Raw genomic sequence first — 13,242 nt, 5'->3', positions numbered from 1 at the left:
TTTAAGATTGTAGAATAGCGCGCCTCAGAGACGCGAACGTAGCGATACGGACGCATCGAAGAGAAGGTTACACCGCAGTAAAAGTTGTACATTTGAAATGTGTAGTTCCGTGATAGCTCAGTCGGTAGAGCAAATGACTGTTAATCATTGGGTCCCAGGTTCGAGTCCTGGTCACGGAGCCAATTTCAAAACCGGGGTATAGCGCAGTCCGGTAGCGCGCCTGCTTTGGGAGCAGGATGTCAGGAGTTCGAATCCCCTTACCCCGACCATTTTTGGGTCGTTAGCTCAGTTGGTAGAGCAGTTGGCTTTTAACCAATTGGTCGTAGGTTCGAATCCCACACGACCCACCATTTTTGAGACCAGTTGACGCTGGAATCAAATCTTAGAATCAGAGGTTCTAGCTCTGATAGAGGCGGTTTTACGGTTTTGGAAAGTGTTACAGCACTTAGATATCGCCGTAGACATGCAGCCGTCTGAGGCGAACAGTAGTTTCGGTTCGTCATGATGTCAATGTGCATAGGCTTTGCGATGCGCATTCCGGGGTATAGCGCAGTCCGGTAGCGCGCCTGCTTTGGGAGCAGGATGTCGGGAGTTCGAATCCCCCTACCCCGACCATATTTAATGAAAAAGGCGTCTTTATGACGCCTTTTTTTGTGCCTTGAGCAAAGTCGTACCGTTCGTCTGGAAAAAATCCGGATTTCGACCTGGTTCTTTATTCCGGGCATGCGAAAGCCTCTGGCCAACCAGAATTCCCTATAGCCAGTGCGCTTTGATTATGAGCGTACTAGGGCGATGCTCTGGAAAATGATGAGCTTCGCATTGAATGCTCAGTTGAGGTGCGTTTCCTGAATGTGCCGACACCAAGCCCGCTCGCCATTAGCGTCAATAGTAGACTCTGCTCTACTTGATCTACTGGTGGGTCCATAGAGCATGTCATTGACTCGCGATGCAGTTGCGCAGATGCGAGCTCGAGAGCCTTCTGTAGCGCGCTTCGGCCAGTCGACTTGGTCCGCCGATCAATACTGACCTCTGTGCTGCTAGATTGTTGTGGAGCTGGCAGCTTCTTGGGCTCTGGTTGAGCGGTTTCCTGTGAATGCACACCTATTTTGGCGGGTAAGGGGGCAGAGGGTTTGCCACTTGGATCAACCCGTGTCACTCGGCTCAGAGCGCCCTGAGCCCGACTCCGCTCATGTAGAACAGCACGCATATGGTCGTAGTCCGCCTCTATGTAATTCATCGTTGTCGCTAGATTCGAATGATTCAGCAGGCTTTTCGTGAGATGAATGTTTCGCTCAGGCTGCTTCATCAAGTCTGTTGCTAATGTGTGCCTGAAGCGGTGAGGGGTCATGCGCACGCCGATCTTATCGGTGAGCTTGCCGTACATTGACTCCACCTGGTCGATGTTCATTTCCTTGCCATGGAAGTGACGAGAGAATCTGTTGACGTTGAACAGCTGATCGTCTGGTGAAAAACCGATTTTCTCGGCCTCCCCCAAGATCCTGGATAAGTGTGGAGCGAGTCCTTCCATAATGGGGAGGAAAAACTCCCGATGGGTCTTCTCTGTTTCACCGCGGACCAAGATCATCTGGCTGTCCCAGTCGATATCTTTGTAACGCAGGCACAGCAGGGCATTCAGACGTATGCCTGTGTAATAAAACATCTCGAAGACGCTGAGCCAGAACCAGGCAGGTGTGATCTGGCTACGTTCATGCGTACAACGTTCTTGGCCTACAAGGGATATGAGCCAGTTGCGTGCTCGTTGGATGGCGTCTCCATTGATTGTCTTGCTGGCTCGCTTTGGTGGGATAACGCTGGTTTTCTTGAATGGGTTGATCGTGGTATGGGTCATCAGGCCGTGTTCTATGGCGTAGCCCCAAACAGTTCGAAGGTGATTTGAATAGGTGTTCCAGCTGCGTTTGGATAATCCGTTCTCAAGGACTTTTTTTCGCCATGTCAGAACCGCACGATGATCGATCTCCTCAACTGAGGCCGTTCGGAAATGCTTGAGTAGTGCTTTGGTCGAGGCGCGATAGATCTTTGCACTGGCAGGCCGCAGATCATGGGCAAAGATGTATTCCTCCGTCAGATTCGAGGGCGTCGTCATTGTGGCGGCTCCGTTGCTTCTGACTTCAAGGACAGGCTGATATTGTCGAAAGGGACCTCAGAGAAGATTGTTCGCGGGTCTAGTAGTAAGTACCCCTTGAGCTGCTTGGATTTTCGAGGTCCAACAACGTCACAGGTCCAAATATTCAAACTCTTATGCGTTTTTCGATGAAGTTTCTGTTTCTCGAAACTACGTTGAACCAGCTGCCAGGCGCTGACTTGCTGTACTTTGGCTTGCTGTTCGATATGGGGGAATTCAAGGACGTAGCGTTTGAAAATTCCAGGCGTTACCAGCATAGCGGTCCCTGCTACGGTATGAACCAGCGCTTTGGTATCGTTGATAATGATGGTCCGGGATGCGATGCCTTTCTTAAGCCATTCAACAAATCCCTGACCGATCTCGGTGTTATTGCTAGGCATCGGAGTGACTTCTTCGATTATTGCTAAAGGCGCACCTCCTTGATTGGAGGTTTGGGAAGGCTGGATTTCATCCAGTTTCGGAGGCGCGGTATGTGCCGCTGAGACCGCTTTGTTTTTGGTGTCTTCTGATGGCTCATTGATGTTACCAAGGAGCGCCAGTAGCTCGTCAAATTCATCTGTACTGCTCGAGGAATGCTGAGGTAGTTCGAACGGTGATGGCTGTGCCGGTGCTAAAGGCGCCGGCACAGGGCTGGATTGAATTTCCGAAGGCAACTTTTTGGCCGGTGTGGCGACGGTATTTTCAGCTGCAGAGTCTTCTACCGGGTTGCCAGCTTCTACCTCAAGAGTCCCAGCGTAAGCTGTGGGCCGATCACTTGGATCATTCCAGATCAGTGCCGGTGAGAGCTTCAGCAGGGTGAAGGTGTTTCGCCAACCACGACCATTGTCTATCGTGGCTTTCCAGATTGCCTTGTCTTGGGCATTGGTTTGGATTACCCCCTGATCTTGCAGCATGTTGAAGAAAGGCGCATTCGTACTGGGTACACCTTCAACGCCTTTGGTCAGCAAATAGGCTCGCAATTGATCAGCAATAGGCTTGCTAACCAGCCAAAGAGCATCCTGTGTCAGCCATCCATCTGACGGTCCATCGGGTTGATTCAGTTTGAATGTATCTCGGACCAGGTGACGCAACCCATCTGCTAATTGACGCTGCAAAGACTGTTTGGGCGCGGACAGCGCGCGGGCTGGATTTCCACCGAGCTCCTGTGCGACGGACGCCTGATCGGCCTTGACCACGATCTCTCCCAAAATGCCGGCATGTTCGTACTGACCAGCCAAAATGAAGATTAACTGCGACCACACTTCGGGGAAATTACTGAGCCAATCTAAGATTTCTGAGGAGAGGATCTGCGCGTAGATCAGTGCGGCAGCGGCTCCGTGAAGTTGGTAGTTGCGTCCTTTCACGTAACGGAATCGATAGGGACGATCGATTGGGCCGTGCCACGGGTGCCAGGTTTTACCTCCTGCCAGCTCGACGTGCACGTCGACGGCGATCTTGCCGAGGTCGTGTATCAGAGCGCCGTAAGCCGCGGCGGCAGTCCAGGCCTCAGCCTGTGCTGATTGAGACTCCGGCGGTGCGCCTATAGGAAGCAGGTAGCTCTGTCGAATTTTCAAGGCATAGGCGACGATTTCAAGCCCGTGATCCAGCATGCCGCCAGGGTGTGCATGATGGTGGTTTTGCGAAGCAGGGAGCTGCTGGACCAACTCCGCGTAGCGCTCAAGTGGACGCCTATAGAGCTCGACAAACTGTGAGCGAGATAACGATGCGCGCTGCCAAATGTTCTCCAGTAGTTTCTGACGGCGCGGCGATGCCAGTAGTGCTTGGCTAGAGGCCGGCTGTATAAAACCGTTAGGGGAGGGGCTTTGGGCGGGTAGCGCTTTATTGCGGCGGAAAATAGAGAACATCGCCTGCTCCGTAAATGATTCATGGGGCAGGCTTTTCTCCTATCAAAGGGGGGGCGAGCAAGGGGAAAGGATCACTGGTTGCCTCGGGTATTTCTTTTGGCGAAGAGCCATCTTTCTATGGTGGTGACGGAGAAAGGAATGCAGAATTATCGTCGTTTCGGTCTAAGGGCACGGGGCCGCAGATCGACTATGTGAGGAAAAAATGATGGTTTCACTTCGCTACGCTACGAAATCAACCTCAGATAATGTTTGGGCACTTTGTGATTTGATACGTGACAATAAGTGTGATGAGATCATTCTTTTTGCTAGTGTAGGGAATGATCTTGATGATGAGGAAGCAAGGTGGGACAACAACCTTCCTCTGGTTGTCGCCTTAGCTAAATATATTATTCCTCACGTTGATAGCGTCTTGGTCATTTTTGATGGAGTGTTTCTAACCGCTGCGCGTTCCGCTCGTTATGGTGAAGTACGTGAACTGCTGGATGTAGCTATTGCGTCTGACAAGGTTTATTACTCTGGGCAGAGAGCCCCACTTACTAGCGAAATGACTCCTGACGAGGCTGTTTCAACTCTTATTAATTTAGGTTCTATCCAACCGTTGACGGTTGAGTCCAGAGCTGAATACTTTTCTTTGCTTAGTAATTTTACAGAAGACGAGTTAGTTGAAGTTTATTCGACTCGCGAGATGCGTTGATGAGATTGGACCTTTTTCCCGCTGAAAGCGGCCCTTTCGGGTAAGGCTTTTACCCTTGTGAACCATTCCATTCGCTTCTACAAAACCTTTTACCTTTTGGGCCATTTTTGTTGTGAAAGGGGGGCATCTGGTGCTGAAGGCAAAGGCCGTTTGTCTCATGATCTTGCAGCATAGAAAAATCGGTATTATAAGTAATGTCAAATCGCCCCTAGACCGGGTAAGAAGGAGACGCACCATGACCGCACAGACCTCTCAGGGAGTAGCAAGTCGCTTAGGCTATGGCCTGGGTCAGGCTGCGCGCCTCGTTTGGTGCAGTCAGAACCGTACCCTGCGTTGGGTCAAGCGTCTGGTTGTGGCTGCCGTACTCCTATATTTTTCTGCAGACATTTTCAGCGGGATTATCAGCGTTGCAGTATTTACCTTGGTTTTGGGTGGAGGGCTCTGGGCGTTGAATCACAGACCTACGCCTCGCAGAAACCAGATAGAGTATGGTCAATGCTATGGCCCCGATGGCTATGGGTACTATGTTGCTGGTCAACGTGTAGACGACGATGATTAAGGGTCTCATATCAATGATATGAGACCCTTACGTTACATAACGCTACGTTTGACAGTATTCACCCCTTCCTGACCTGCCTTTTGAACATCTTTTGTTCCGCTGGTAAGGCCTTCCAATGCTTTTCCTGCGCTCACCCCTGCCCATCCCAGCGCGCCCATCCAAAACACTGGCAGGATGATGAACATCGAGCCCATCACGAAGTTTAAGATTGCGTCCTGGGTGGCAGTGTTCAAACCCATCACAGGATCAAATGATAAATGCGGAGAACCGGCTCCATATAAAGCGTCCAATATCGTGGTATCGACCCATCTAGCCAGTTGAAACCAAAAGTCCACGAATATCAGAGCGAAAAAAACAACGGACATAGTCATGGCCACTTTTAGTTGGTAAGCCCCGACGATTAGCACCAAGGGAATGCAAATCACCATCGCCATTTTCAAGAACGCCATGACCATCGGTAGCGCCTGGCGAACCATGTCCATCGCTGGAAAATAGGCCATAGATCCTAATGCAACCCCGAGAGTCCCCGCTGCCCGGGCTGCACCATTCCACACAGTTCCGTCGATTTGTCCCCCGTAGTCCGTATAAACATCCCCTTTCACCTGGTTCGACGGCGAGACCAGTTGCCGGACAAGCGAGTCAGTGACTTCGTCCGGGGACAACCACTTTGCCCAGCCGAGCATTTTGGTCATGAGGTCCGGCGACACTTGAGCCTTGATACGGTCCCGCAGTCCCACTCCGCTATCTGACCACCATTGTTTGCAAGTTGGATAGCCCCCACCTCCACCCACTTGTGGTAAACCCACATCACGAGATGCGTTATAGGGCCATGATGCCCTTGGAGTTTTGGAGTAGTCCGTGTCGTAATAACCCGAGGTGTTCAATAAATAGTGCGAACCAATCCAGCTGAGTTCCTGCGCAAAACGAGGGTCATTCCCTTGCGCTCCCAATTCGGGTTGGCGCATGAATAATCTGGCACGGGAGGGTCCATAGCAATCGTGCGTAAAGTCGCCAATTTCCTGAGCCAATAGCGGGTTGTTGATCTTGGTGTTGCTAACTTCCATGCGTACTTGCCGTAAATCAGTCCCGCAGGGAATTGCTGCTACAGCGCCATTGGTTAATCCCTTTGATAATGCATGCATTAATGCCCACCACATGGGCATCTGGGCACTCTTTCCTGCCAGTGAGCTGAATGTTGTGTTCCAGCCTGTGTCTGTGGGTTTAGGTAAGTTGTATTGACATTGCTGAGCTCTACTCTGGTCAAATGCCAAGGTATCAAAACTCACATTGACGGCTGGTACAGCGAAGAATGCGACTACGATGTAGCCAACGTAGATATTGGTTTCGATACGTGCCAGTGAGAGAACGCCTTTGTTGCCCTCATCGGCCCCCTCACCACGGACTTTCAGCCACTCTCGAATAACGATGATGCAGAAGGGGAGGGCGAATAGACCGGTATCTGAAATCATCGCCCAGATACCATTGTTGATGATCCAACCGACCAACGTCAGGTAGTACTCTAAATAGTCATTGGTGTAGAGCGTCACAGAACACCCCCTGCCTGATACAGCACCTTGCTCAGTTCAACCATCAGAAATAATAAGATCACCATTATCTCGATCTTCAACAGGCCTTTGCGCCGTTTCGAGCGTTCTGAGTTCGATAACCGTACCTTGAATTTGAACCAGGCAACGGTCAGTGCGATATAAAGCATTAGGCGCCAGGTAAAGAGCGGCCAATAGTGGTCGGTGCGCCAGGCTTGCCATTGCTCGGCGCTGTCGAACATGTTCATCAGGACAGCGCTGAGTAGGACTACGAGGGCGGCAGTCGCGAGCAAAACACCCAGAACAAGCAGAATGCTCCTCCCGGTTCGTCGAACCAGCGAACGGTTGGGAGCGGCGACAGGCTCCTGTATTTCGGTCATGGCCTTTCTCACTGTTTGTTCTGGGCGGGTGACTGCAACTGGTCCAATCGATTCGTTTCTGGGGCTCCCGGGGACACGCCACGAGAGTCTTCTGCCCGTGCTTTGCTGCGTTCAATGATGGTCAGAGGCGAGTTCTTCGCGAGCTGCTGACGCATGTCCAGTTCCATTTTGAGGTTGCCGATCTCCTGTTGCAGCGAGGAGCTCTGCTGGCCGACTGCCTGGACGGCGAGGTCATTAGCCGCGACGTTCGGTTCCCGACTGCCTGCCATCAAGGTGCGCTGTAGGGTCAGAGCTTTCTCCAACACATCGGACAACGCGACTTCGGAGGCAAGCCGGCGAGCGAGTACGTCCTGGTCGCGCTCATCCTTGAGTGCTGCTACAACGCCTCGGGTGATGGGTAACGAGTTGCTGCTCGCTGCTTCCAGGTTTTCTAGCGACAGCGTTTTGCTTCCGCTCAGCAGTTCCTGCAGGGCCTTCAGCTTGGTGTCGTACGTTTCCTGGATCAGCGGCGTGAGGCCGACGCCTGCGGCTGTCACCGTTTTAGGGCAACTGTCACAGGTCTGCTGTTGTTGTTCACCCAGGACACGATTGGCAAAGGTGGTGGCTTCCTGGGGCGATGACCAGACATTGCACACCATGCCGTTGTTGCAGTTCGCTTTACTGATGGATGCGGTGTCGCCGGCCGCGCGCTTGTTCAGAAGGTTGTAGCCCGCCTTGGTGACGTCGCCTACGATACGAATTGGCTTCTGACCGGAACCACCTGCTCTATCACCACCAACCCAAGTGACGCCATCGTTTCCACCTTTCTTTTCGACTTGTTCCACCGCCGACACTGCGTCTGTGTTGGATGTTAGCGCCTGACTCATAGCCTGACCTTCAGCAAGCTTGCCCCAGCCCATTTGGTTACCGGCGATATCCGCCATCTTTTCGCCAATGGCGCGGCAGGTGCCTTTGGAGCGGTCGAAGTCCAGGCGGGCCTGCAAAATGCCGTTGGTGATGAGGTTGTATAGCGCCGGGTTCGCACGTTGAAGAATCAGTGCCGGCAGCGAAGCCACGGCGCTGGTGGCGCTCTGTACCACCGAGCTCATGATGTTTTTGAAGCCGGAAGTGGCACCATTCAATTGGTTTTCAAGGGTTGTGCTCAGGCTCATGTTTCCGCAGATTAGATTGGTATTCCAACCGCCTCCCACAGAAATACTATCCATGTTGCCTGCGCTCCCCATGGTGACTGCGTTGCCGCCGCCAATGCTATACAGCACGTTGTCCCCAATGACGCTTCCGGAGGAGGAGACGTTGATTGGATCAGCAGAGAGCGCTATTGCACTGCTGAGGCTGCAGGCGAGCCCTATCGCCAAGGTAGTGAGTTTCATGCTTTGCTCCGATCGCTGTTTCATTGGAAGTCCGTACTGCCGAGGAAGGTCTGTCCTCGACGCTGGCAACACGAATAAGGGCGCCAGAGTGCCCAGGCGTAGCCGCCATCCTGCGCATCGATGTTCGGATCGATGGTGGGAAAGGTTGCGCAAGTCGGGTTGAGGACTGGGGTGAGCTCTTGCCACTTACCAGTGGAGGCGTCACCTTCGCGTAGCGGCCCTGCGGGCCAGTAACCGGGGTAGGGAAGGGCGAGCATCGGCAAGTAGACATGGACCTGGCCTGGGCGGGTAACCACGTCGCCGGCACGCTGCGCAATAACTGCGCCCGTTTTGTAGTCGTCAGTCTGGTTAAGGAAGCCGCTACGCGGGTAGACGTTCCCCCAGCTGCTTGCTGAGAGCAGGCTACCGACTTCGCGCATGCCCGGAATGAGTGCTTCGGGGTATACGGATTCCGGGACGCCGTATCGCCAAGCAATGGGGTCAAGGGTGCTCAGAAAGTAAGGCACAAGCGGTAAGGTTGCGCCTTTGCATACATAGCCCGAGGCGCTGGCAAACTGACTCAACGCCGCACCACCTGGATGGCCGATGACATCGGCTTCCTTAAATTTGATGATGTTGTTCTCTGCAACGTGATTGGTAGTGCCGTCGTTGCCCGCTTGGGCCATCGGATTCGGGGTGCCAAGAGGTGACATCTCTATCCAAGGGTTCATCCCGGTATTCGCATATGCAGACACCACAGCGTCCGGTACGTAGTGACGAACCTTGGTCGAGGTTTTGACTTTGCATCCGAATGGCGTGCAGAGCAGCCAATAGCAGATGCCGACCACTTTGTACTCCAGGCAGGTTGGTGACAGGGTCGAGGCAATAATCGCTGCCGAGTTGATCGCAGCCGATGCACTGAATGACAGGCTGAAAGTGATAGCCAGCGACAAAGGCCGGATCGCAAAACGTGAGCGTCTCATCGTGACAGGCTCCGTGCTCGTTCAATCAACGCGACGGCTTTAGCTGCGTCAGGCTCGCCGTACACGACGTAGCGACGATCTACGACCACGGCTGGGAGTTTTTCGACTCGCAGGCTCCAGGCGTCTATGACGCCCTGCTGGGCTTGGGCCAACTCGTTTTGCAGATGCTTCCCTGCAGGGCTGACAAGGTAGCGTTGAATGGCCGCTTCTGCCTGGCGTGGATCGGCGGGTAGTTGGTTGGAAAGTTGTTCTTCAAGGCGCTGCTGATCATCCAGGAAGATGACGCGAGCGCCAGAAGGTGCGGATACTGGATGTGCTCGGTTTGTAATGACCCACGTCTCCGCGTGGGACGCAGTTGACAAGAACAGTAGCAGTGAAAACAGCCAGCGCCGCGTTTCGCTAATGTGGGTAAGGATCTGGAGCATGGCACCGTACCTGATATGGATTCAGGTACAGAAGACCGGATGGCTGTCTTGAGCGCAGTAAGAAATAGGAATTTGGAAGCTTTGGGTATTTGAGAGCGACGAATTCGTGTGGGTTGGATTAGAGATGGCACTTGGTCGGCTCAAATTGACGACGCAGTGAGTACGCAGTTAACTGGCTATCCACACAGCAAGAGTTCAAGCCAAGTTTATGAGGCGACCCTTCTTGGCCCCATCGCCGCCGATGGTCCACAGTACGCCAGTCGGACGAGTCTCGCCACCGCCCCACGACATAACGAAAAATCACTTCTATTGAAGCTTCGGGCGACATCAACGGCAAAATGCTCGCCCTGCCGATATCGTCAGCGGGTTTGGTCGTGCTGGAGAAAACAACCTCAAGATTCGAAGGCTTTATCTTTATCCTTGGGCAGGCAGTAGTTTGTGCTGTCCTGCTTGAGATCCTTCACGATCAAATGTTGCAAACGGAGCGCCTGCTGCACAGCTTCAATGTCATCTTCGATGACGTTAAGGATAAGATAAAAACCTATCCTCCGAGACCGTATTGCTGTTAAAGACCATCCTGCCGATTGCGTTTTCGGTGCTCTACGTAGTGCCTAATTTCCGCAGCCCATGAGGCTTTTGTGACACGTTCGTAGTCTCATTTAGCTACGCCCAAACGATTCATCCGCCTGTAGCGGTCAAAGCCGCTTTTCATAATAGGAAGATATGCATTTTTATAAAAAATCTCTAGATGCTCCAGGTGGGATACGAGTTGATTTCTGATGGTCGTATGATGCATTCAGCGTGCTCTGCCAATAAAGCTAAACTTTAAATAGTTGAACTCACGAGCTCTACGAGAGGCCTTACAGATATGTAATATTCGCGGCAGCTTCCTGAAAGGCATCACTGGTTATCCTCTAGTCAGAAGTAAGTGAGCACTAGGAGAAAATCATGAAATTATTAAAAGTTGTTTTTGCCGCTTCCATCTTGACCATGTCTTCTTTGGCCATGGCTGAAGGAGGTGGTGACCGTGTTTATGGTCGAATGATGCAAGAGAACCAGAAGGCGATGGAGCAGTACGCCTTAGAAAACGGAAAGGCGACACCTGAAGTTGTTCATTATGAATACGGAATGAACCTCGATGTCCAGAAGGTAATCAGTACCACTCAAGCCAATAAAACCTGTGGCGTAGCCCCTTCGCGCATGACCTATGAAGATTCGGCGGGCAAGCTCAACACCTTGGAATACAAGGTTATGGGTACTAACTGCCCTCACGGAAGTTAATTAGCGTTAGCCCTGACTGCGCAAGGTTGTTCGGTATGTTTTGAGCCTGCTTGCTGTTCGCTGACACAGAAGTAATTTTCAGGTCACGCTGGAGTTATCTATTGTATGAAATTATGTCTGCCGGCACGTAGGAGAAATCCTCACGTGCTGGTGGCTTTTATAATTATAAAAAATATTTCATAAAGAAACTCTGCCAAGCTAAAGCCTGGAGTGTTAAATGAACAATAAAAGCATTTATGGTCTTTCTCTCATTTCCCTTGGCATGAGCATGGGGCAAGTTGCAGTAGCTGTGGAGCAAAAGCCTGAAGGGTTCATTGAGGGGAGCACCTTTAGTATTCTCAATCGGAATCTCTATCTCAATCGTGATTATCGAAAGGGTCAATCAAGCCCCACGGGCAATGGTTACTCAGCCGAATGGGCTCATGGCATCATTGGCCGATTCGAATCAGGCTTTACTCAAGGTACCGTAGGCTTCGGCATTGATGCGTTTGCAATGGAAGGCCTCAAGCTCGATTCAGGTGATGGTCGCTCGGGAGCCCGTAGCTCAGTCGATGTCTTGCCGCACAATAGCAAAGGCCAACCTGAAGACTCCTACTCAAAAGTAGGCGGGGCCGCAAAAGTGCGTTTCCTGGATACAGTCGTCAAGGTAGGCGACGTATTTCCATCGACGCCTGTCGTTGCCTATGGGGATTCCCGACTTCTCCCGGAGAGTTTCCGGGGTGCAACGTTCACTAATACCAGCATCAAAGGCCTGACCCTTCAGGGGGGCCGGCTGCATGCGATGAGCCAACCCAATTCCAGTAGCATGCGTGACGGCTTTTCAACTTTTTACGCCGGTGTAGTAGATGCTCCATGGATCGCTTATCTAGGGGGCGATTACACGGTCAATGAACACGTAGGTGTGAGTCTTTACACCAGCCAATTCAAGGATGTGTGGAACCAATACTACGCGGGCACCACATTGAGCTATCCACTCTCAGAAAGCGTATCGCTAATTGGCGGCTTTAATTACTACCGAGCGGTTGATGAGGGTGAAAAACTTCTGGGAAGCTTCGATAACAAGATCTGGAGCGGCAAGACCGGGGTCAAATTCGGAGCGCACGCCGTGACCGTTGGTTACCAGCGCAATAATGGTAACGACGACTTTGACTACCTTCGCCAGTCCGACTCAATTTTTTTGGATAACTCCATTCAGTACAGCGATTTCAACTCACCGAAAGAGCAATCCTTGCAGCTGCGCTACGATCTAGATATGCAGGCTTTCGGCATCCCCGGTCTGAGCTTCATGACCCGCTACGCTAAGGGTTGGGATGCGGACTATTCCAACGCAAACAGCGTGTACATGCGTCGCGGAGCGGACGGTGCCCCATTGCAGGACCAAAAGCGTTGGGAGCGAGACATCGAGGCTAAGTATGTCATCCAGTCAGGCTCACTGAAGGACATGTCTTTACGTGTCCGCCAAGCAACGACACGAGCTACCGATTTCGAATCTGATTTGGACGAGGTCAGACTGATTGTTGAATATCCACTGCAACTCCTTTAACGGGCATTAGCCATCGGCATCAACTGTCCGGTATCCCCGATACACCCCGTCTCCTTGTTTCTCCTTTGGTTTGGAGACGGCTTAGGCGCCCTAGTGGCGCCTTTTTTTGTGGATTGAAGAAACTGTTGGTATATCCATCCCGGCGGCGAGCGTCCCTGGGGTTGTATGGCTGATTGGAACGTGTGAACATACTCTCAATATAGGTAGGGGGGGTATGGTATGGGTCATATGAGATCAAGCAAAGACAATCTTCTTAAGCGTGTAAAGCGAATCGCTGGGCAAGTCCAGGCGATTGAGCGAGCACTCGACTCTGATGATGACTGCTCGAAAACCCTGCTTTTGGTCGCTTCTGCCCGTGGCGCTATCAATGGGCTGATGGATGAAATTATCGAAGACCACGCTCGTGAACACGTTGCGAATCCGACACTCAGCAACGAAGAAAGAGCGAAAGGCGTCGATGAGCTTCTCGAAGCCATTCGCCGCTATTCCAAATAGGA

At 52.1% G+C, this 13,242-nt stretch carries 12 protein-coding genes and 4 tRNA genes; 9 read left to right on the top strand and 7 right to left on the bottom strand.

The features are described from left to right. Positions 1-106: 106 nt before the first annotated feature. The 4 genes from TU80_RS26555 (at position 107) to TU80_RS26540 (ending at position 615) form a co-directional block, all read left to right on the top strand. Positions 107-182, top strand: a tRNA-Asn gene (locus tag TU80_RS26555). A gap of 10 nt (positions 183-192) precedes the next feature. Beyond that, positions 193-269, top strand: a tRNA-Pro gene (locus TU80_RS26550). Positions 270-274: 5 nt separating this feature from the next. Next, a tRNA-Lys gene (locus tag TU80_RS26545) sits at positions 275-350 on the top strand. Between the two features lie 188 nt (positions 351-538). Further along, positions 539-615: transfer RNA gene (locus tag TU80_RS26540), tRNA-Pro, on the top strand. 169 nt (positions 616-784) lie between these two features. On the opposite strand, the gene TU80_RS26535 is transcribed toward TU80_RS26540, so the two are convergent. Continuing rightward, positions 785-2,104, bottom strand: a complete 1,320-nt coding sequence (locus TU80_RS26535; RefSeq protein WP_008432853.1) for a site-specific integrase — start codon at positions 2,102-2,104, stop codon at positions 785-787. Beyond that, positions 2,101-3,987, bottom strand: coding sequence for a MobH family relaxase (gene mobH, locus TU80_RS26530; RefSeq protein WP_008432854.1), 1,887 nt, complete (start codon positions 3,985-3,987; stop codon positions 2,101-2,103). The genes TU80_RS26535 and mobH overlap by 4 nt, the downstream gene beginning before the upstream one ends. Positions 3,988-4,192: 205 nt before the next feature. Here mobH and TU80_RS32130 point away from each other — a divergent pair, with 205 nt between their 5' ends. Both TU80_RS32130 and TU80_RS26525 read left to right on the top strand, forming a co-directional pair. After that, complete coding sequence (locus TU80_RS32130; RefSeq protein ID WP_019821334.1) at positions 4,193-4,681, top strand: hypothetical protein; 489 nt, start codon at positions 4,193-4,195, stop codon at positions 4,679-4,681. Positions 4,682-4,916: 235 nt separating this feature from the next. Next, complete coding sequence (locus tag TU80_RS26525) at positions 4,917-5,240, top strand: Ac45/VOA1 transmembrane domain-containing protein (protein ID WP_008432855.1); 324 nt, start codon at positions 4,917-4,919, stop codon at positions 5,238-5,240. Positions 5,241-5,272: 32 nt separating this feature from the next. Here the strand turns inward: TU80_RS26525 and TU80_RS26520 are convergent, their stop codons facing one another. From TU80_RS26520 to TU80_RS26500, 5 genes are read right to left on the bottom strand one after another with little or no spacing between them, the layout of a single operon-like run. Beyond that, positions 5,273-6,787 (bottom strand): conjugal transfer protein TraG N-terminal domain-containing protein, encoded by a 1,515-nt coding sequence (locus tag TU80_RS26520; RefSeq protein WP_008432856.1) that lies wholly within the window; start codon positions 6,785-6,787, stop codon positions 5,273-5,275. Next, positions 6,784-7,164 carry a hypothetical protein gene (locus TU80_RS26515; RefSeq protein ID WP_008432858.1) on the bottom strand — a complete coding sequence of 127 codons (381 nt, stop codon included), beginning with the start codon at positions 7,162-7,164 and terminating at the stop codon, positions 6,784-6,786. The genes TU80_RS26520 and TU80_RS26515 overlap by 4 nt, the downstream gene beginning before the upstream one ends. 8 nt (positions 7,165-7,172) lie before the next feature. Then, positions 7,173-8,534 (bottom strand): integrating conjugative element protein, encoded by a 1,362-nt coding sequence (locus tag TU80_RS26510; RefSeq protein ID WP_024073345.1) that lies wholly within the window; start codon positions 8,532-8,534, stop codon positions 7,173-7,175. Between the two features lie 20 nt (positions 8,535-8,554). Beyond that, a complete protein-coding gene (locus tag TU80_RS26505) occupies positions 8,555-9,496 on the bottom strand; it encodes a TIGR03756 family integrating conjugative element protein (RefSeq protein WP_008432863.1) in 942 nt (313 codons plus the stop codon). After that, entirely contained in the window at positions 9,493-9,921 is a 429-nt protein-coding gene (locus TU80_RS26500) for a TIGR03757 family integrating conjugative element protein (RefSeq protein ID WP_008432865.1), read from the bottom strand. Before TU80_RS26500 ends, TU80_RS26505 begins: the two co-directional genes overlap by 4 nt. 948 nt (positions 9,922-10,869) lie before the next feature. On the opposite strand from TU80_RS26500, the gene TU80_RS26490 reads away from it, so the two are divergent. From TU80_RS26490 to TU80_RS26480, 3 genes are all read left to right on the top strand, one after another. Next, on the top strand, positions 10,870-11,202 hold the full coding sequence (locus TU80_RS26490) for a DUF2790 domain-containing protein (RefSeq protein WP_008432869.1): 333 nt from the start codon (positions 10,870-10,872) through the stop codon (positions 11,200-11,202). Positions 11,203-11,419: 217 nt separating this feature from the next. Then, positions 11,420-12,745, top strand: a complete 1,326-nt coding sequence (locus tag TU80_RS26485; protein ID WP_008432871.1) for an OprD family porin — start codon at positions 11,420-11,422, stop codon at positions 12,743-12,745. A gap of 219 nt (positions 12,746-12,964) precedes the next feature. After that, positions 12,965-13,240, top strand: coding sequence for a metal/formaldehyde-sensitive transcriptional repressor (locus TU80_RS26480; protein ID WP_024073346.1), 276 nt, complete (start codon positions 12,965-12,967; stop codon positions 13,238-13,240). Positions 13,241-13,242 lie beyond the last annotated feature (2 nt).

The organism is Pseudomonas veronii, from assembly GCF_001439695.1.
Classification (GTDB): Bacteria; Pseudomonadota; Gammaproteobacteria; order Pseudomonadales; family Pseudomonadaceae; genus Aquipseudomonas; species Aquipseudomonas veronii.
Note: the sequence above shows the minus strand (reverse complement) of the source record. Positions and strands in the feature narration are given on the sequence as shown.